17 protein-coding genes and 2 pseudogenes are annotated in these 18484 nt (G+C 64.9%); 10 read left to right on the top strand and 9 right to left on the bottom strand.

Annotation, left to right across the window (positions count from 1 at the left end; all coding sequences use genetic code 11):
- Positions 1-74 precede the first annotated feature (74 nt).
- On the top strand, positions 75-1118 hold the full coding sequence (locus ACTJI6_RS21640) for an IS5 family transposase (RefSeq protein ID WP_085502601.1): 1044 nt from the start codon (positions 75-77) through the stop codon (positions 1116-1118).
- Positions 1119-1298: 180 nt separating this feature from the next.
- Here the strand turns inward: ACTJI6_RS21640 and ACTJI6_RS21635 are convergent, their stop codons facing one another.
- Positions 1299-1499, bottom strand: coding sequence for a hypothetical protein (locus tag ACTJI6_RS21635; protein ID WP_440803605.1), 201 nt, complete (start codon positions 1497-1499; stop codon positions 1299-1301).
- 63 nt (positions 1500-1562) lie between these two features.
- On the opposite strand from ACTJI6_RS21635, the pseudogene ACTJI6_RS21630 reads away from it, so the two are divergent.
- From ACTJI6_RS21630 to ACTJI6_RS21620, 3 genes and pseudogenes are all read left to right on the top strand, one after another.
- Positions 1563-2045 (top strand): annotated as a pseudogene (locus tag ACTJI6_RS21630) (transposase); the annotation flags it as partial.
- A 177-nt stretch (positions 2046-2222) separates the two neighbouring features.
- Positions 2223-2471 carry a hypothetical protein gene (locus ACTJI6_RS21625; RefSeq protein WP_440803603.1) on the top strand — a complete coding sequence of 83 codons (249 nt, stop codon included), beginning with the start codon at positions 2223-2225 and terminating at the stop codon, positions 2469-2471.
- A gap of 60 nt (positions 2472-2531) precedes the next feature.
- The gene (locus ACTJI6_RS21620; protein WP_440803601.1) at positions 2532-3569 is read left to right on the top strand and encodes an NAD(P)-dependent alcohol dehydrogenase; all 1038 of its coding nucleotides are present in this window, start codon (positions 2532-2534) and stop codon (positions 3567-3569) included.
- Positions 3570-3635: 66 nt separating this feature from the next.
- On the opposite strand, the gene iolB is transcribed toward ACTJI6_RS21620, so the two are convergent.
- From iolB to iolD, 8 genes and pseudogenes are all read right to left on the bottom strand, one after another.
- Positions 3636-4430, bottom strand: a complete 795-nt coding sequence (gene iolB / locus ACTJI6_RS21615) for a 5-deoxy-glucuronate isomerase (RefSeq protein ID WP_440803600.1) — start codon at positions 4428-4430, stop codon at positions 3636-3638.
- Between the two features lie 44 nt (positions 4431-4474).
- A complete protein-coding gene (locus ACTJI6_RS21610) occupies positions 4475-4624 on the bottom strand; it encodes a DUF3329 domain-containing protein (RefSeq protein ID WP_440803598.1) in 150 nt (49 codons plus the stop codon).
- Positions 4625-4635: 11 nt separating this feature from the next.
- A complete protein-coding gene (locus ACTJI6_RS21605) occupies positions 4636-6546 on the bottom strand; it encodes a bifunctional 5-dehydro-2-deoxygluconokinase/5-dehydro-2-deoxyphosphogluconate aldolase (protein ID WP_440803597.1) in 1911 nt (636 codons plus the stop codon).
- Between the two features lie 60 nt (positions 6547-6606).
- Positions 6607-7740: a Gfo/Idh/MocA family protein gene (locus tag ACTJI6_RS21600; protein WP_440803607.1), complete on the bottom strand. Its 1134-nt coding sequence runs from the start codon at positions 7738-7740 to the stop codon at positions 6607-6609.
- A 17-nt stretch (positions 7741-7757) separates the two neighbouring features.
- Positions 7758-8819 (bottom strand): annotated as a pseudogene (locus ACTJI6_RS21595) (sugar phosphate isomerase/epimerase family protein).
- 2 nt (positions 8820-8821) lie between these two features.
- Positions 8822-9634, bottom strand: a complete 813-nt coding sequence (locus ACTJI6_RS21590) for an SDR family oxidoreductase (protein ID WP_440803595.1) — start codon at positions 9632-9634, stop codon at positions 8822-8824.
- The gene (gene iolE / locus ACTJI6_RS21585; RefSeq protein WP_440803593.1) at positions 9631-10524 is read right to left on the bottom strand and encodes a myo-inosose-2 dehydratase; all 894 of its coding nucleotides are present in this window, start codon (positions 10522-10524) and stop codon (positions 9631-9633) included. Before iolE ends, ACTJI6_RS21590 begins: the two co-directional genes overlap by 4 nt.
- A gap of 3 nt (positions 10525-10527) precedes the next feature.
- A complete protein-coding gene (gene iolD, locus ACTJI6_RS21580; RefSeq protein WP_440803590.1) occupies positions 10528-12399 on the bottom strand; it encodes a 3D-(3,5/4)-trihydroxycyclohexane-1,2-dione acylhydrolase (decyclizing) in 1872 nt (623 codons plus the stop codon).
- A 104-nt stretch (positions 12400-12503) separates the two neighbouring features.
- On the opposite strand from iolD, the gene iolG reads away from it, so the two are divergent.
- The 6 genes from iolG to ACTJI6_RS21550 form a co-directional block, all read left to right on the top strand.
- Positions 12504-13511 carry an inositol 2-dehydrogenase gene (gene iolG, locus ACTJI6_RS21575; RefSeq protein WP_440803588.1) on the top strand — a complete coding sequence of 336 codons (1008 nt, stop codon included), beginning with the start codon at positions 12504-12506 and terminating at the stop codon, positions 13509-13511.
- 3 nt (positions 13512-13514) lie between these two features.
- On the top strand, positions 13515-14945 hold the full coding sequence (locus ACTJI6_RS21570) for an NAD-dependent succinate-semialdehyde dehydrogenase (RefSeq protein WP_440803587.1): 1431 nt from the start codon (positions 13515-13517) through the stop codon (positions 14943-14945).
- A gap of 10 nt (positions 14946-14955) precedes the next feature.
- Entirely contained in the window at positions 14956-15762 is an 807-nt protein-coding gene (locus ACTJI6_RS21565) for an HpcH/HpaI aldolase family protein (RefSeq protein WP_440803584.1), read from the top strand.
- Positions 15762-16727, top strand: coding sequence for a hydroxyacid dehydrogenase (locus ACTJI6_RS21560; RefSeq protein ID WP_440803583.1), 966 nt, complete (start codon positions 15762-15764; stop codon positions 16725-16727). Before ACTJI6_RS21565 ends, ACTJI6_RS21560 begins: the two co-directional genes overlap by 1 nt.
- Before the next feature lie 146 nt (positions 16728-16873).
- Positions 16874-17998 carry a Gfo/Idh/MocA family protein gene (locus tag ACTJI6_RS21555; protein ID WP_440803581.1) on the top strand — a complete coding sequence of 375 codons (1125 nt, stop codon included), beginning with the start codon at positions 16874-16876 and terminating at the stop codon, positions 17996-17998.
- Between the two features lie 107 nt (positions 17999-18105).
- A partial coding sequence (locus ACTJI6_RS21550) for a biotin carboxylase N-terminal domain-containing protein (protein ID WP_440803579.1) occupies positions 18106-18484 on the top strand: 379 nt, incomplete at its 3' end.

Raw genomic sequence — 18484 nt, 5'->3', positions numbered from 1 at the left:
GGGCACCTCGAAAAATTGCCCGGCCCGAGTTGCTGCGGTATGAACGGGGGGTGATCGGCTGCTTGGGCGTAACGATGGCACAGATGGGTTTCTTCGATCTTTCGGACCGCTATGCGAGCCTGGATGCCAAGAAGGACCCCTTGGTCGAGATTGACGCCGTTGTGCCGTGGGAGGAGTTCCGCCCGACGCTGGAGCGGGTTTGGCGCAAGCCAGATGCGGAGCGGAAGTCGCGCGCCGGGCGCAAGCCGATGGACGCCGTTCTGATGTTCAAGACACTGGTCCTGGGCGCGCTCTACAACCTGTCCGACGACCAGATCGAGTATCAGGTGCGCGACCGTTTGTCATTCATGCGGTTCCTCGGCCTAGGGCTTGAGGACCGGGTGCCCGATGCCAAGACGGTGTGGCTTTATCGCGAAGCGCTGGCGCAGGCGGGCCTGGTGGAGGCGCTGTTCAAGCAGTTCGACGGCTATCTGGCGCGCCGGGGTTACATCGCGCGGGGAGGGCAGATCCTGGATGCCTCCATCGTCCCGGTGCCGAAGAACCACAACACGCGCGAGGAAAACAAGGCGATCAAGAGCGGTGAGGTGCCCGAGGGCTGGTCCGACAAACCGGCCAAGCGGTCACAGAAGGACGTTGATGCCCGCTGGACCAAGAAGCACGGTAAATCCCACTATGGCTACAAGAACCATGTGAGCATGGACAGGAAGCACAAGCTGGTAAGACGTTACCATGTCAGCGATGCCGCCCTGCATGACAGCCAAGCGGTGGACCACCTGCTGACGCGGGGCAATACCGGCGCGGGGGTCTGGGCCGATCCGGCCTATCGGTCCGAGGAGATGGAAGCCAAGCTGCGCGGCATGAAGCTGAAGAGCCACATCCACCGCAAGGGCAAGCGCGGCAAGCCGCTGACCGAGCAGGCCAAAAGCAGCAACCGGACCAAATCCTCGGTGCGTGCCCGGGTCGAGCATGTCTTCGGCGCGCAGACCAATGACATGGGCGGCACGCTGGTGCGCACGATCGGCATGGTGCGGGCGAAGGCGAAGATCGGGATGAAGAACCTCGCTTACAACATGCGCCGCCTCGGCCAGCTGAGCCGCCTGAACCCGTGCCCGGGCTAACCCAGGGGCGCGGAAATCAAGTCGTGCGGCACGAAACGCCGCGCGCGACAGGCAAAGCATCAAAGACCCCGTAGCGCACAAGGGCACTGACGGGTGGCATCACGCCCATTTCAAGCCGCCGAGCCCGCGACCCGCGACCGGAAAAGGTCAAAAATCGAGGTGCCCTTTTGTCAACATGACCTAGGGATCATTTGCCCCCAGGAAATAGGCGTGGCGGACGAAGAACGACTCTTCGTTGTAGTCCGTGTCCAGCATCCACAAGGCGATGCTGTCCGTGCCCTCGCTTTCAACTGAGCCTGTCTGCGGCTTGAACACGTCCACGCCGAAGACCTGCACGGTCAGCATCCCGTCCTTCTCCTCGATGCGGATATCCGGTTCCATGAAGGAGAAGATGGACGTGCTCGAAGCCGAGCGCGCCGAGATCGAAGCCGCCCTCTCCCGCACCGAAGAACCTTCTCCTACGCCGCCCGGTCCTGGTCGAGACCGAGCCGCGTCATCGCCCGCGTCGAGGTTGGCCCCATGGGCCGGGACACCCGCTACATCGTCACCAATCTCGAGGGTGGCCGCGGCAAGCATCTTTACGAGAAGCTCTATTCCGCTCGCGGCCAGGCCGAGAACCACATCAAGGCATGGAAGACCCATCTCGCATCAGACCGAACATCATGCTCGAAGGCGAACGCCAACCAGATGCGTCTGATGCTGCACAGCTGCGCCTACTGGCTCTGGTGGAAGCTGCGCGCCGCCTGTCCAAGGAGATCCCCGTGGCGCCGTGCCCAGTTCGACACGCTGCGGCTGCATCTCGTCAAGCTGGCCGCAACCATCGTCGAGAAGAAGACCCGGATCATCGTCACGCTGCCGGCATCGTGCCCGCGACGGGGACTTCTCCACCTTCTCTTCGACGCCCTCGCCCCACCGAAAACAGCCTGACGCGAGCGCCCCGACAACCCCCAAACATCAATCCGCACCACCCAAGACCCAAGTCACCGGCCGACCTGCCAACCGGACGCTGACGCCGGATGCGCGCGACAAGCTCGAGACCCGGAAAACCGGCCCCGTGAGCAGAAGACTACGGCTTCATGAATTATCCGGGTTAGTTATCGCGACATGGGCAATCTGGCGACCATCGGGCGCAATGCGGCGGTGATCGAATTCGGGCGCTTCAGGATGACCGGCTGGTTTGCCTGGTGGATCTGGGGAATTGCCCATATCTATTTCCTGATCGGCACCCGCTCGCGGCTGTTCGTCGCGCTGAGCTGGCTATGGGTGTTCCTCTCGGGACAGAACTCGGCCCGTCTCATCACCCAGAAGGAAACGCTCAAGGATTTTCCGGATGAACCGCGCCGAGAGCCGTAGAAAAATGTGAAAGATACGGCGTCCCATGGCGCGCATTCTGCGTCACTGCGAGGAGATGGAATGAAGGCACTGGTTCTGGAAGAAAAGGGCGAGCTGTCGCTGCGGGATTTCGACATCCCCGGTCGGCTGGGGCCAAAGGACGTGCGGATCAAGACCCATACGGTCGGCATCTGCGGCTCGGACGTGCATTATTACACCCACGGCAAGATCGGCCATTTCGTCGTCAACGCGCCGATGGTGCTGGGACACGAGGCATCGGGCACGGTGATCGAGGTCGGAGCCGAGGTCACCGATCCGAAGGCCGGCGACCGGGTCTGCATGGAACCGGGGATTCCCGATCCCGTTTCGCGCGCCTCAAGGCTGGGGATCTACAATGTGGATCCGGCCGTGACCTTCTGGGCAACACCGCCGGTGCATGGCTGCCTGACGCCCGAGGTGATCCATCCTGCCGCCTTCACCTACAAGCTGCCCGACAATGTCAGCTTCGCGGAAGGCGCCATGGTCGAGCCTTTCGCCATCGGGATGCAGGCGGCGCTGCGGGCACGCATCCAGCCGGGCGACGTAGCGGTCATCACCGGCGCAGGCCCCATCGGCATGATGGTGGCGTTGGCGGCGCTGGCGGGAGGCTGCGCGCGGGCCATCGTGGCCGACCTTGCCCAGCCCAAGCTGGACATCATCGGCGCCTATGACGGCATCGAGACGGTGAACATCCGCAACCGCCCGCTGGCCGAAGCCGTGGCCGAGGCGACCGGGGGCTGGGGCGCCGATAGCGTTTTCGAATGTTCCGGCGCGGCCCCGGCGATCCTTCACCTGCACGAATTGGCGCGTCCCGGCGGAGCCATCGTGCTGGTCGGAATGCCGGTCAATCCGGTTCCGGTCGATATCGTCGGCTTGCAGGCCAAGGAACTGCGGGTGGAGACTGTCTTCCGCTATGCCAACGTCTATGACCGCGCTATCGCGCTGATCGCCTCGGGCAAGGTGGATCTGAAGCCGCTGATCTCGGCCACCATCCCTTTCGAGGATAGCATCACCGGCTTCGACCGCGCCGTCGAGGCACGCGAGACGGATGTGAAATTGCAGATCCTCATGCCGGAATAGCAACGATCCCATGACGCCGGATAGCCCTCGTGCCAAGCCCGTCGCCATTCTGCCGGAAGTCAGGCCCTAGACCAAGTGGGCGACTTCTGGCGCGGGAACGAAGCGCCATTTGCGCAAGGGGCCAGCCATGACGTTCAGGTAATACATCTCGAACCCCACCGGCACACCGCAAGGATGATGGCCGCGCGGCACCAGAACGACATCGCCGTCCCGGACGGCCATGGTTTCGTCCAGACCGCCGTCGTCGGTATAGACGCGCTGAAAGCCGAAGCCGTTGGCCGGGTTCAGGCGGTGGTAATAGGTTTCCTCAAGATAGGTGATGCGGGGGAAGTCGTCCTCGTCATGCCGATGGCTGGGATAGGACGACCAGTTGCCCGCAGGGGTGAACACCTCGGTGATCAAAAGGCTGTCGGCGACCGGATCGGCCTCCATCGCGATATTGTTGATGTAGCGGGTATTCGATCCCTCGCCGCGCTGGGTCAGCATGATGCCGTCAGGCCCAAGGCGGCGTGCCTTGTGTCCGCCGTGAGCCGGAGCACCGCAGACGGCAATGATGCAGTCGGTCTGGGCGACGGCGTGCCATCGCTGGCCGTTCGGGACGTAAAGGCTGTGCGGCGGGGTCTTGTCGAAGACGCTCATGCGGTCGCCCAGCACGCCCCAGTCCTGGCCCGCTGCGTGAAAACCGGCCTTGCCCTCGACCATCACTAGGATGACCTCATTGCCGCCGGTATCTTCCGCCACGGTTTCGCCAGGACTCAAACGGTAAAGACCGAAACCGACATATTTCCAGCCCGCCGATTGCGGTGTGACATCGAAGATCTTGCCGCTTGTGGCGGCGGGCCTTAGCAGTAGATCGTTCATCTTTCCTCTCTGAGCCGGTCGGGGTCGAATATCACGAAGAATCGTCAGGCCGCGTAAACTGCGATGGCCACGAAGATAACACCGAAGAATGGCGCCCCGGATCCAAACTCGAAAACGCCCCAGCCCAGAGCCAGAGAAACCAGCAGCACTCTAACCCAGAGCGGTCGATAGAAGACGTCGTCGAGATCGAACATGGCAGGGCCTTTCACGATCGACGCGCGCGCGCCTTGTCCCAGATGCCGCAGAGCCTGCCGTATCGGCGCGCCATCTCGCCCACCGCCTCGTCGTCGGTCAGGTCGCCGTCCAGCCAGGCCCGCGCCACCGCGCCGAAGATCGTGCGCCCCACCGCAAAGCCACGGACCAGCGGAAAGCTTGCGGCCACGGCAAAGCTTTCCGCAAGCTCGGCCTCGGGCGCGTCGAGGCCCAGGACCACGATGCCGCGGGTGTGGGGGTCGTTCTCCTCGATGGCGGCGATGGCCTTGCGCCAGGCCACGGGTTCCGTCATCGGTTCCAGCTTCCACCAGTCGGGATACACGCCCGCCGCATAGAACTGCCGGATCAGGGTGGCGGTGGTCTCGTTGTCCACCGGGCCGGCCTTCGAGGGGATGATCTCCAGCAGGAACTCCAGGTCGTTGCGGCGCGCGGCCTGCCACAGGCGCTTCACCGTCTCCTCCTGGCCTGCCCGGGTCTCCGCATCATCGCCGGGATGGCAGAAGCACAGCACCTTCACCACGTTCTCGCGCGCCCAGCCTTCCAAGCCGCCGCAGTCGAGGCCCAGTTCCGGCTCAAGCTCCAGCGGCCGCGATCCGGGCCATTCGGCGGGGCGGCCGATCCACAGACCCGTGCCCGATGCCGCGTGCAGCGCGTCACGGCCGATGCGGTTGTCGCACAGGATGCCATAGCCCGAACGGCCGGCCTGCACCTGCAAGGCGGCCTTCAGGCACAGTTCCTTGAAGGCGCCGCCCTTCGCGGGCGTGTATCCCGGCATCTGTTCCAACTGCATCCGGTGGTCGAAGGCGAAGACCCGCATGGTGGACCAGTCGCCCCCGGTGCGCCGGTGCCGGTTGGTGGCCCAGTGGACTTGTTCCAGTTCCGGGTCATTGCGCAAATCAGGGCGCAGCACGCCACGCTTGAGGAAGAATTCCAGTTCCGCAAGGCTGGGATAGGCGGGCGTGCAGCCGTGGCGGGAAACAGCCAGCGCTCCGCAGGCATTGGCGTATTCCAGCGCCTTGGGCCAAGGCTCGCCGTCCAGCCAGCCCTTCATCAGGCCCGAGAAGAAGCCGTCGCCCGCGCCAAGGACGTTGAAGACCTCGATCGGGAAGCCCGGCCCTGCCTCGCCCTCATCCAGCGTGTCGGGGATGACGCCGGTGAAGGCCACCGCGCCCGCCGCCCCCCGCTTGCAGACCAGCGTGGCATCGCTCACCGCCCGCACCGCGCGCAACGCCGCGATGGTATCCGTCGTCCCGCCCGCGATGTGGAACTCCTCCTCGGTTCCCACGATTAGGTCGAACAAGAGCAGCGTCGCTTGCAGCCGGGCCGTCACGGCGGCGCTTTCCACAAAGCGGCTTTCGCCCGCCCCGTGCCCCGCCAGCCCCCAGAGGTTCGGGCGGTAGTCGATGTCGAGCGCCGTGCGCGCGCCGTGCCTGCGGGCCAGATCCAGCGCCTTGATGACGGCGGCCTCGGTGCGCGGATGGCTCAGATGCGTGCCGGTCGCCAGCACCGCGCGGGCGTCGGCGATCAGCGCCTCGTCGATGTCGTCCTCGCACAAGGCCATGTCCGCGCAGTCGCTGCGATAGAAGATCAGCGGAAACTGCTCCTGGTCCCGGATGCCCAGGATCACCAGCGCCGTCAGCCGCTCGGGGTCCGTCGCGACCCCCCGCACGTCCACGCCCTCGCGCACCAGCTGCTCGCGGATGAAGCGGCCCATGTGCTCGTCGCCCACCCGCGTGATCAGCCCTGACCGCAGCCCCAGCCGCGCCGTCCCGCAGGCGATGTTTGTCGGAGACCCGCCGATATACTTGCGGAACGACCCCATGTCCTCAAGACGACCACCAACCTGCGCGCCGTAAAGGTCAACGCCCGCGCGGCCGATGGTGATCAGGTCAAGGGTCTTCATATCTTCCTCGTCCCGTCCCGTGGCTACGCGGCCCCGAATGCGGGACGCCGCAGCCATCTGTCAGACCGCCACGGGCGTCAGCCAGGGCTGATCGGCCGCCTCATGACTGTCCACGACCGCCTCGACGAAGGCGACGCCCTTCAGCCCGTCATAGGCCAGAGGCACGTTCTGCCCCAACGCGCCCGGCTCGCGGCCTTCCTGCCGCGCGCGGATCGCCTCGGCGAAACCGGCATAGAGGTTGGCGAAGGCTTCCAGATAGCCTTCGGGGTGGCCAGGGGGCGTGCGGGTGCGGACCTTGGCATCCTCAGACAGATCCTCGGCGCCGCGCTTGATGGCCTGCACGCGACCATCAAGCGGGGTGAACACCAGTTCGTTGGGCTGTTCCTGGAACCATTGCAGCGAGCCTTTCTCGCCAAAGACCCGGAGCCGCACACCGTTGGAATTGCCGATGGCGACCTGCGAAGACCAGAGCAGTCCCCGCGCCCCGCCTTGGTAGCGCATCATGACATGCGCGTTGTCATCGAGTGCCCGACCGCCGACAAAAGTTGCCAGATCGGCGGTCAGTGCCTCCAGCTTCAGCCCGGTCACGAAGCCCGCCAAGTGATAGGCATGGGTGCCGATATCGCCGATGGACCCGCCGCGACCGTTCTTCCTGGGATCGGTGCGCCAGGCGGCCTGGGCATTCCCCGACTGCTCGATGGCGGTCGCCATCCACTCCAGCGGATACTCCACCTGCACGGTGCGGACCCTGCCCAATTCGCCGCGAGCGACGCGAACGCGGGCCTCATGCACCATCGGATAACCGGAATAGGTATAGGTCACGCCGACGAAGCGGCCGCTTTCGCGCGCCAGCTTTTCCAACGCTACGGCATCCTCCAGCGTCGCGGTCAGGGGCTTTTCGCAGATCACGTCGAAGCCCGCCTCGATCAGCGCCCTGGCGATCGGGTAATGGGTGAAATTCGGCGTGCAGATGGCCACGGCATCGACCCGATCGTCGCGGCCGCTTTCGCCGTCAATCAGTTCCTCATAGGTGCCGTAGCTGCGGGTGGGATCCAGCCCCTGCGCGATTGCGAAGTCCCGGCCCCGTTGCGGGTCCACGTCGAAGGCCCCGGCGACAAGCTGCCACTGGCCATCCAGCCGCGAGGCGAGGCGATGGATGTTGCCGATATAGGCGCCCTGTCCGCCGCCGACCATTCCAAGCCGCAAGGGTTTCATGCTTCCTCCAGTCCGAGCATGGCCCGGTTGGCGCTGCGATTGGCGCCGGATTTTACGAAATCGTCGAAAGCGCGGTCCGACACCCGGATGATGTGATCCGCAATGAACTGGGCGCCTTCGCGGGCACCATCCTCGGGATTCTTGACGAAGCACTCCTATTCCAGGACCGCCCAGCCGTCAAAGCCGTAGGTGGTCAGCTTGGTGAAGATCGCCCCGAAATCGACTTGCCCGTCGCCGGGGCTGCGGAAGCGGCCGGCGCGCTTCGACCAGGGCTGATAGCCGCCATAGGCGCCCGATTTGCCATCGGGGCGAAACTCGGCATCCTTGACGTGGAAGGTCTTGATCCGATCATGGTAGTGGTCGATGAACGCCAGGTAGTCCAGCGCCTGAAGCACGAAATGGCTGGGATCATACATCAGGTTGGCGCGGGAATGGTTCTTCACCTTCTCAAGGAAGAACTCCCAGCTATGGCCATCATGCAGATCCTCGCAGGGGTGGATTTCATAGCAGACATCCACGCCATGCGCGTCGAAATCGTCGAGGATCGGCACCCAGCGTTTCGCAAGTTCCTCAAAGCCTTCCTCGACCAGCCCCTCGGGCCATTGCGGGTAAGGATAGAGATAAGGCCACAGCAGCGCGCCCGAGAACGTGACATGCCGTTCGATTCCAAGGCGCTTCGATGCGCGGGCGGCGAAGCGCAGCTGTTCCTCGGCCCAGGCGCGACGGACGGAGGGATTTCCCCGCACCTCTTCCGGCGCGAAGCTGTCCATGATCATGTCATGGGCGGGATGCACTGCCACCAGCTGCCCGGTGATATGCGAGGCAAATTCGGTGATCTGCAAGCCGTGATCGGCCAGCATTCCCTTGATCTCGTCGCAATAGGCATCGCTTTCGGCGGCCTGCTTCATGTCGATCAACCGCGTGTCCCATGTCGGGATCTGCACGCCCTTGAAGCCCTTGTCCGCCGCCCATTTCGCCAGGCTGGGCAGAGAGTTGTAGGGCGCGTCATCGGCCGCGAACTGTGCCAGGAAGACGCCCGGTCCCTTGATCGTGCGCATTGTCATGCCTCCAGCTTGCCGGCGGGAACCGGCGCATCGTCATAGCCGCCATGGACCGACTGGTCGAAGGGGATCACCGCCCCGGTCATCATGCCGCTGTCGTCGGACGCCATCCACAGGACGGCGCGCGCGACCTCGGCGGGGTCGAGAATGCGGCCAAAGGGTTTTTGAGCCGCTGCGCGGTCGATGAAATTGGGATCGCCAGTTTCCGACAGCACCAGCGCGCGTTCATGGTCGGAATTCATCCAGCCGATATCGAGTTGGTTCACATGGATGCGGTGGCGCATCAGCGAGAACCCGGCGTGACGGGTCAAGGTCGCCAATGCACCTTTCGACCCTGCATAAGGGGCGAGGAACGGCTGACCCACCAGACCCGACATCGAGCCGATATTGACGATCCTGCCCTCGATACATTCGCGGATCATGACCTTCGCTGCGTCCTGCATCAGGAAAAAGGGCGCTCGAGCATTGACCGCAAACATCCGGTCGAACAATTCGGGCGTGGTGTTCAGCATATTGCCGCGATCGGTCAGGCCGGCGGCGTTCACCAGAATATCCACCCTGCCGAAGCGCCGGTCGGCGGCAGGGACGATGCCGCGCACATCGTCGATATCCCCCAGATCGGCGGCGACCATCTCGACCGGGACGCCAGTTGCGTCGGTGATCGCCTTTGCGACCGCCTGCCCCTTTTCGACGCCACGTCCGACGACCACGATGCCTGCGGCACCAGCCTCGGCAAACAGCCGTGCGATGGCAGCGCCCAAACCCTGCGTGCCGCCGGTAATGACGGCGATCCTTCCTTCAATGCGGTTCATCTCACGACCTCGTAGCCTGCCGCGTCCATGACGCGCAGCAATTCCTTGTGACCCTTGATCGCCATGTCCAGCGGCGGATTGGCGACCGGATCCTGTTCGGCTTCCACGACGAACCAGCCTTCATAGCCTTTGTCGGCCAGCGCCTTGACGATGGCTTCGAAATCCAGCGAACCGTCGCCAGGCACCGTGAACGCGCCCTTGATCACGGCATCGAGGAAGCTTTCGCGGCTGCGGTCCAGCCCGTCCACGACCGCGCGCCGGATGTCCTTGGTGTGGACATGAGTTATGCGGGCATGGTGGTTCTCGATCACCCGCATCACGTCGCCGCCGGCAAAGGCCATGTGGCCCGCGTCGAACAGCAGCGGCACGGACGAGTGCTGCATGAACAGATCCAGTTCCGCCTCGGTCTCGACCGCTGCCGCCATGTGGTGATGATAGCTGATCGGCATCCCCTGCCCGGCGCACCAATCGGCGAAGTCGGACATCTTGCGGCCATAGGCATCCATTTCGGCTTCGGACAGCTTCGGTTTGGTCGCCAAGGGTGCCGAACGCACGCCCTGGATGGAACGCGCCGTTTCACCGTAAACGATGTAGGGCGCGCCAGCGGCGATGAAGAACGCCATTTGCTGCGCGATCCGGTCCTTTTCAGCCTCGATATCCCCATCCAGCAGCAGGCCCGAGAACCAGCCCCCGCAAACAGAAATCCCGTAGCGGTCGAGGATCGGCCCAAGTTCGGCCATGTCCATCGGGAACCGGCGACCGGTTTCCATGCCGGTGAAGCCCGCCTCGAACGCCTGGCGCAGGCATTCCTCGAGGCTGACATCGTCGGACAGTTCCGCGAGATCGTCGTTCCACCATGCAATGGGCGCGATGCCCAGTCTTGCCTTCATGGGTCAGACCCCCACCCGCTGCGCTTCGCGGATCTTTTCCTGCGCGGCCCGCGCCGCGCGGACCTTTTCGAAGTTCGAGACCTCGGGCACGCCTACGTCCCAGTCGGCATCGCCCGGCACCCATTTCCGGGCATCCGAGACGATGTTGATGACGGTCACACCGTCATGGTCCAACGCCGTCTTCATGGCGTTTTCCAGATCGGCAAGGCTTTCGGCCTTGATCGCGCGCGCCCCCATTGCCTCGGCATGTTTCACGAAATCGACGTGCAGCGGACTGTCGCGGTTCTGGACGCGGCAATCGGTCAGCAGGTTGTTGAAGCCAGGAACACCTTTGGCCTGCTGCAACCGGTTGATCACCGCATAGCCGCCATTGTCGCAGACGACGACAACCATCTTGTGGCCGGTCAGGGCCGCCGAATAGATGTCCGAGTTCATCATCATGTAGGTGCCGTCGCCCAGCATCACGATCGGCGTGCCACCCGTGGCGCCCGGCCCTTCCTGGGCCATTGCGCAGCCCCAGCCGGCCGCGATCTCGTAACCCATGCAGGAAAACCCGAATTCGCAGTCGAAGGTGTTCGGGTTCTTGACGCGCCAGCCCTTGGTGATCTCGCCCGGCGTGCCGCCGGCGGCACCGATCAGCGTGTCGTCCGGCCCCGCGACCTTGTTCAGGACGCCGATCACCTGCGCATAGGACGGCACCGGGTCGTTGGTCGGCGCCTGATGATCGTCCAGGGTCTTGTTCCATTCCGAGAACAGAACCTTGGCCCGCGTCATCAGCCCAGGCTCGGCGGCATGATCGCCAAGCGCCGCGTCCAGTTCGCCGACGGTTTCCAACGCGTCCCCCACCACGGGCAGGGAACGGTGCTTCACCGCATCGAACCGCGCCGCGTTGATCGAGACGAACTGCGCGTCCGGCGCAAAGGCCGTCCACGATCCGGTGGTAAAATCCTGCAGCCGCGTGCCGACGGCCAGGATCACGTCCGCCTCTTTCGCCAACGCATTGGCCGAGGTGGAGCCGACGATGCCGATGGGACCGGCATGAACCGGGTGGTCATGGGTCAGTGCGCCCTTGCCGGCGATGGTCTCGACCATCGGGATGCCGCGCCGCGCCGCAAAATCGGCCAGTGCGTCTTCCGCCAGCGAATAGCGCACACCCCCGCCCGAGATGATCAGCGGGCGCTTGGCAGACTTCAGCAGTTCCGCCGCCGCCGCGACCGAATCACGGTCGGGACGCGGGCGCGGGATCTTCCAGGTGCGTGGCTCGAAGAAGACCTCGGGATAATCGAAGGCGACTTCCTGCGTGTCCTGCGCCAGTCCAATGAAGGCCGGGCCGCAATCCGCCGGGTCCAGCATGGTCGCCACCGCCTGCGGCAGCGATTGCAGGATCTGCTCGGGCAGCGTGATCCGGTCCCAATAGCGGACCACGGGCTTGAAGGCGTCGTTGCAGGTCAAGGTGGGATCACCGAAATGCTCGACCTGTTGCAGCACCGGATCGGGCAGGCGATTGGCGAAGGTGTCCCCCGCCAGCAGCAGCACCGGCAGACGGTTGGCCATGGCCGTGCCCGCCGCCGTCACCATGTTCAAGGCACCCGGCCCGATCGAGGTGGCGGCCACCATGATCTGGCGCCGCCGCTTGGCCTTGGCAAAGCCGACCGCGGCCAAGGCCATCGACTGTTCGTTCTGGCCGCGCCAGGTCGGCAACTGGTCCTGCACCTGCTCCAGCGCCTCGGACAAGCAGCTGACGTTGCCGTGGCCGAAGATGCCGAACACGCCCGCGAACAGCGGCACACGCTCGCCCTCGATCTCGGTGAACTGGTTGCAAAGGTAACGGACAAGGGCCTGAGACATGGTCAGGCGCACGGTCTTCGCGGTCATCTCGCCTCCTCCTGCGGATGGGTTTTGAAAGACACTACGGAATGATGATTGACAATGCAATAGTTCTGCAATGATTATTGCGGAAGCTATTTCGGGAGGAGCCCATGACAGGAATCGCCGTTCTCGGCACCGGCCGTATCGGCCGGATGCACGCTGAAAACATCGCCGCGCATCCGCGTGCCCGGTTGGCGGGCGTCTATGATATTCACGCCCCGGCAGCTGCTGAAGTGGCTGCCAACCTGAACGTTCCGCAGTTCGATTCGGTTGAGGCTGTGTTGGCCTCACCGGATGTCGATGCCGTTCTCATCGCCACCTCGACGGCGACCCATGCCGATTTGCTCGAGCAGGCGGTGGCGGCCGGGAAGGCCATCCTGTGCGAAAAGCCCATCGACCTGTCGCTGGACCGGGTGAATGCCTGCGCAACGGCCATTGCTGGAACCCCTGTGCCGATCATGCTGGGCTTCGTGCGCCGGTTCGATAGCGGTCACGCGGGTGTGCGGCAGGCCGTCGAATCAGGCAAGGTCGGCGATCTGCACCAGGTTGTCATCACTTCGCGCGATCCCGGCATGGCGTCCGACGCCTATATCGAGGCGTCCGGCGGCATCTTCCGCGACATGACCATCCACGACTTCGACATGGCCCGCTTCATCCTGGGCGAGGACGTGACCGAGGTCACGGCGACCGGCTCGCGGCTTGTCGATCCCGATCTGATGAAGCGTTGCGACGACTATGACACGGTGACGGTGGTGCTGAAGACCGCATCGGGCAAGCAGGCGATCATTAGCAACTCACGCCGCGCGGTCTATGGCTATGACCAGCGGGTCGAGGCGTTCGGCAGCGCCGGTATGGCGATTTCGGAAAACCGGCCGATGGATCATGTGCGTTTCTATGGCGAGGAGTTCACCGACCGGGCCGCGCCGCTGAAGAACTTCTTCATCGACCGCTATGCCGATGCCTTCGCCGCCGAGATCAGCGCCTTTGTGGATGCCATCGAACAGGGCAACCCGGTTCCCGTCGGCTTCGAGGATGGACGGCAGGCCCTGCTTCTGGCCGAAGCGGCGATCCGTTCGGCCGCCGAAGGCCGCACGGTCAACACATCGGAGATTGGATAAGCCATGTATTTGCAATTCGGACTGTTCATCGACGGGGGCTGGACCCCCGGCACTTCCACCGCCGAAGTCATCTCTCCGGTCACCGAAAAGCCGCTGGGCCAGGTGCCGATGGCGACCGCCAAAGAAACCCGCGCCGCGCTGGATGCCGCCGCCCGCGCGCTGCCCAAGCTGCGCGAGATGGGCGGTTTCGCCCGCGCCGATGCCCTGCACAAGGCGGCGGATGAGATGATGCGCCGCACCGATGAGGGTGCGCGGATGATCGCGACCGAGACTGGCAAGCCGATCGCCCAGGCGGGCCGGGAATGGGCGCTGGCCTGCGACCAGTTCCGCTGGTTCGCCGAGGAAGCGCGCCGCATCTATGGCCGCATCGTCGAAAGCCGGGTGCCTGGCGGCCGCTTTGAAGTGACCCGAGAGCCGGTGGGCATCGCCGGCGCCTTCACCGCCTGGAACTTTCCCGCCGCCCTGCCCGCCCGCAAGTTAGCCCCGGCCCTGGCCGCCGGTTGCCCGGTGGTGCTGCGCCCCTCGTCGCAGACGCCGGGGGTGGCCATGGTCATGGTCGATTGCCTGCGTGCGGCGGGCCTGCCCGACGGGGCGATCAACCTCGTCGTCGGCTCGACCGGAAACACCTATGCCCCGATCATGGCCGATACGCGCGTGCGCAAGGTCAGCTTGACCGGATCCACCCGCGTGGGCCAGCAGATGATCCGCGACGCGGCCGATACCGTGAAGAAGGTGTCGATGGAACTGGGCGGCAATGCGCCGCTGATCATCCATGACGACGCCGATCTGGAAAGCGTGCTAGACCTGACCGTGCCGACCAAGTTCGCAAATTGCGGGCAGGTCTGCGTGACGCCCGACCGGATCTTCGTCCACGACAGCCTGCACGACGATTTCGTCGAGGGCTTCGTGGCGCGTGCGGCCAAGATCCGGCTGGGCGACGGCCTGGATCCGGACACCGGGATGGGACCGCTGATCAACGCCGGCAGGCTGGATGAGATCGACTCGATCGTGCAAGACGCCATCCGCAACGGCGCGACCCTTGCCCACGGCGGCAAGCGTCCGGCGCATCTGAACAGCGGCTTCTTCTTCGAACCCACGGTGCTGACCGACGTGACCGACGACATGAAGGTCTTTGCCGAGGAGAATTTCGGCCCCATCGCCGCGATCACCCGCTTCTCGACCGAGGACGAGGTGATCCAACGCGCCAATGCGTCCGACATGGGGCTGTCGGCCTATGCCTTCACCCGCTCGCCCGACCGGGCTCGGCGCACGGTGGCGGCCCTGAAGGCCGGCATGGTTGGGATCAACAGCTTTGCGCTGGCGGCATCCGAGGCGCCCTTCGGCGGCACCAACCATTCCGGCATGGGCCGCGAAGGCGGGATCGAGGGGGTCGAGGATTACCTCGACACCAAGCTTGCGCAGATCGTGTTCTGAGGAGGCGCGCATGTTCACCAACAAGCTGAAAGCCCAATGGGCCGAGGGTCGCCCCGCCATCAATGGCTGGCTGTCGATCGGCAATGCCTTCACGGCCGAGATCATGGCGGCGCAAGGCTATGATTCCGTCACCATTGACGCCCAGCACGGCGCGCTGGATTATGCCGCCGTCCTGCCGATGTTGCAGGCGATGCGTGCATCCGGCGTGACGCCAATAGTCCGCGTGCCGTGGCGGGAACCGGGCGCCATCATGAAGGCCCTGGACGCGGGCGCTCAGGGCATCATCTGCCCGATGGTCAACACCCCGCAGGAGGCGGCGGAATTCGTCAGCTACGTGCGTTATCCGCCGCTGGGCCAACGCAGCTTCGGTCCGACCCGCGCGGCTTTCGCCTATGGCGGCTATGGGGTGGCGGCAAACGATCAGGTGCTGGCGCTGGCGATGATCGAAACCCAGCAGGGAATCGACAATCTGGACGCCATCGCCGCCACCCCGGGGCTAGACGGGATCTATATCGGCCCGGCCGACCTGACGCTGGGAACCCAAGCGGGCCGCCTGCCCCCCGCGTTCGACCGCGAGGAACCCGAGATGATCGCGCTGATCCAGCGCGTCAAGGATGCCTGTCGGTCGAATGGCATCGTGGCCTGCCTGCATTGCGGCACCCCGGACTATGCCGCGAAAGCCATCGGCTGGGGCTTCGATCTGACCACGGTCGGCGGCGATTCGCGCCTGCTGGCCACCGCCGCTGCCGCATCGGTGGCGGCATGGCGCGACCTGACGGGCGCAAAGCCGGTCCAAGCCACGAAAGGGGCCTATTGATGCCGCATCTTCTTGTCGCCGGAAAGTTGCATCCAGCCGGCGAGGCGCTGCTGCGCGACCTGCCAGCTCGCGGTGTGACGGTGGATTATGTGACCGAGGTGTCCGAGGAATCCTATGCCCCGCTGATTTCCAGGGCCGATGCTCTGGTGATCCGCACCCAGCCGCTTTCGGCACCGACCGTAGCGATGGCCGAACGGTTGAAGGTCGTGTCCCGCCACGGCGTCGGTTATGATTCGGTCGATCTGGCCGCGCTGAACGAACGCGGCATCGGGCTGACCATCGTCGGCGACGTGAACTCGGTCTCGGTCGCGGAACATGCGATGATGCAGCTTCTGGCCGGCGCCAAGCGCGTGCTGCTGGCCGACCGCGCAGTGCGTGAGCCTGGCCAATGGGGCTGGCGGAACCGGCTGGAACAGCAGGAAATCTCGGGCAAGAACTTGCTGATCCTGGGCTATGGCCGGATCGGCCGGCATCTGGCGCGCATGGCGCACGGCTTTGCCATGCAGGTCCGCGCCTATGACCCGTTCCTGGAACGGATGGGCTGGCCCGAGGGACCGGTGCCGCCGGTCAGTCTGGACGAAGGACTGGCCTGGGCCGATTGCATCTCAGTCCATATCCCGAAAAGCGAGAAGCCCGCCATCGGCGCGGCCGAGATCGCCCGGATGCGGCCCGGCCTTATCCTGGCCAACACCGCGCGCGGCGGCGTGGTGGACGAGACGGCCCTGGCGCTGGCGCTGGCCTCGGGTCAGGTGGGCGCAGCCGGGGTGGACGTGTTCGACCACGAGCCGCCGCAGGGTTCGCCGCTGTTTGTCCAGTCGAACGCCATCCTGTCGCCCCATATCGCGGGGCTGACGGCCGAATGCGGCGAACGGATGGCCATCGCCTCGGTCGAGAATGCGCTGAACTATCTGAATGGCAGCATCGATGCGGATCTGGTGGTCAACCGGGCCTTTGCCCATGCCTGACCGGATCCCCGAAGCAATCCTCGTGGCGCGGCTGCTGGAGCAGCCGTCCCGTTCTGCGGACCTGCCCGCCGTGTGGCCGAAGGACATCCGCCACATCGCCGCGTATCTGGACGGCGCGGCCCCATCCCCGTCCCGGAGTGTCCGTCATGGCTGAAAAGCCCGTCCTTCGCATCGGCCTGATCGGCACCGGCTTCATGGGCAAGGCCCATGTCTTCGGTTTCGCCACGGCACAAAAGGTCTTCGACCTGCCCTATCGGCTGGAACTGCATACCGTTGCCGATGTGACCGAAGAGGCCGCCGCACGCGCCGCCGCCGATTTCGGTTTTGCGAAGGCCACGTCCGACTGGCGCAGCATGATCGTTGACCCCGACATCGACGTGATCGACATCACCGCGCCCAACGCACTGCACAAGGACATGGCCTTGGCCGCCATCGCCGCCGGGAAGCACGTCTACTGTGAAAAACCTCTGGCCCCGCTGGCCGCCGACGCGCAGGAAATGGCCAGGGCGGCAGCGGCGAAAGGCGTCAAGACGCAGGTCGGTTTCAACTATCTTTGCAATCCGATGCTGCGCCTGGCGCGAGAGATGATCGCAGCGGGCGAACTGGGCGAGATCCGGGGCTATCGCGGATTGCACGCCGAAGATTACATGGCGGATGCAACCGGCCCGTGGAGCTTCCGTCATGATCCGGCAGGGGGCGGTGCCTTGGCTGACATCGGTAGCCATGCGCTGGCCACGGCCGAATTCCTGCTGGGTCCGATCATTGAGGTCATGGGCGATTGCGTCACCATGGTCGACAGCCGCCCGGACGGCCGGGGCGGCGCAAGTCCCGTGACCGTGGACGACGTGGGCCGCGCTTTTCTGCGTTTTGCGAATGGCGCACAAGGCTCGATCGAGGGCAACTGGATCGCCACCGGCCGCAAGATGCAGCATGACTTCGAGGTCTATGGCACGAAGGGCGCGCTGGCCTTCAGCCAGGAACGCTTCAACGAGCTGCATTTCTATTCAACGGATGACCCGCCCGGCCGACGCGGTTTCCGCCGTATCGAAGCCAGTCCCGATCACTCGCCCTATGGCCGCTTCTGCGTCGCGCCCGGCCATCAGATCGGTTTTAACGATCTGAAAGCCATCGAAGTCGAAGGCTATCTGCGCGCAATCGCCGATGAAAGTCCCGAACCTTTCGGTTTCGCGGCGGGCCTGCGCGTCCAGCGGCTGGTCGAGACGGTCCAAGCCTCATCGGCCGCACGACAGTGGATGACCGTCCCGGTCTGAGAATCCGCTGCCGCCTCCTCCCGCGGCATCGGATGGGGCGCTCCTCGCCCCTCCTCCCCAGGGTGCCTGGCGCGCAGCCGGGCACCCGCCTTCTGAAAGGTCTCCGCATGTTCAACAAAATCCTGATTGCCAACCGGGGCGAGATTGCGATCCGCGTGATGCGGGCCGCGAACGAGTTGGGCAAGCGGACGGTCGCGGTCTATGCCGAGGAGGACAAGCTGGGCCTGCACCGCTTCAAGGCGGACGAGGCCTACCGGATCGGCGAAGGGCTGGGGCCGGTCGCGGCCTATCTGTCCATCCCCGAGATCATCCGGGTCGCCAAGGAAAGCGGCGCGGACGCAATCCACCCCGGCTATGGCCTTTTGTCCGAAAACCCCGACTTCGTGGACGCCTGCAAGGCCGCAGGGATCACCTTCATCGGCCCGCGCGCGGACACCATGCGGGCACTTGGCGACAAGGCGTCGGCGCGGCGCGTGGCGATCCAGG

This window comes from Paracoccus sp. 22332 (genome assembly GCF_052045125.1).
GTDB lineage: Bacteria > Pseudomonadota > Alphaproteobacteria > Rhodobacterales > Rhodobacteraceae > Paracoccus > Paracoccus haematequi_A.
This window is presented reverse-complemented; position numbering and strand designations above follow the sequence as displayed.

Coding starts and splice junctions, on each gene's coding strand:
- ACTJI6_RS21640 (WP_085502601.1), top strand. CDS start 75: ATGGCACAGATGGGTTTCTTCGATCTTTCGGACCGCTATGCGAGCCTG.
- ACTJI6_RS21635 (WP_440803605.1), bottom strand. CDS start 1,499: ATGGAACCGGATATCCGCATCGAGGAGAAGGACGGGATGCTGACCGTG.
- ACTJI6_RS21625 (WP_440803603.1), top strand. CDS start 2,223: ATGGGCAATCTGGCGACCATCGGGCGCAATGCGGCGGTGATCGAATTC.
- ACTJI6_RS21620 (WP_440803601.1), top strand. CDS start 2,532: ATGAAGGCACTGGTTCTGGAAGAAAAGGGCGAGCTGTCGCTGCGGGAT.
- iolB (WP_440803600.1), bottom strand. CDS start 4,430: ATGAACGATCTACTGCTAAGGCCCGCCGCCACAAGCGGCAAGATCTTC.
- ACTJI6_RS21610 (WP_440803598.1), bottom strand. CDS start 4,624: ATGTTCGATCTCGACGACGTCTTCTATCGACCGCTCTGGGTTAGAGTG.
- ACTJI6_RS21605 (WP_440803597.1), bottom strand. CDS start 6,546: ATGAAGACCCTTGACCTGATCACCATCGGCCGCGCGGGCGTTGACCTT.
- ACTJI6_RS21600 (WP_440803607.1), bottom strand. CDS start 7,740: ATGGTCGGCGGCGGACAGGGCGCCTATATCGGCAACATCCATCGCCTC.
- ACTJI6_RS21590 (WP_440803595.1), bottom strand. CDS start 9,634: ATGAACCGCATTGAAGGAAGGATCGCCGTCATTACCGGCGGCACGCAG.
- iolE (WP_440803593.1), bottom strand. CDS start 10,524: ATGAAGGCAAGACTGGGCATCGCGCCCATTGCATGGTGGAACGACGAT.
- iolD (WP_440803590.1), bottom strand. CDS start 12,399: ATGACCGCGAAGACCGTGCGCCTGACCATGTCTCAGGCCCTTGTCCGT.
- iolG (WP_440803588.1), top strand. CDS start 12,504: ATGACAGGAATCGCCGTTCTCGGCACCGGCCGTATCGGCCGGATGCAC.
- ACTJI6_RS21570 (WP_440803587.1), top strand. CDS start 13,515: ATGTATTTGCAATTCGGACTGTTCATCGACGGGGGCTGGACCCCCGGC.
- ACTJI6_RS21565 (WP_440803584.1), top strand. CDS start 14,956: ATGTTCACCAACAAGCTGAAAGCCCAATGGGCCGAGGGTCGCCCCGCC.
- ACTJI6_RS21560 (WP_440803583.1), top strand. CDS start 15,762: ATGCCGCATCTTCTTGTCGCCGGAAAGTTGCATCCAGCCGGCGAGGCG.
- ACTJI6_RS21555 (WP_440803581.1), top strand. CDS start 16,874: ATGGCTGAAAAGCCCGTCCTTCGCATCGGCCTGATCGGCACCGGCTTC.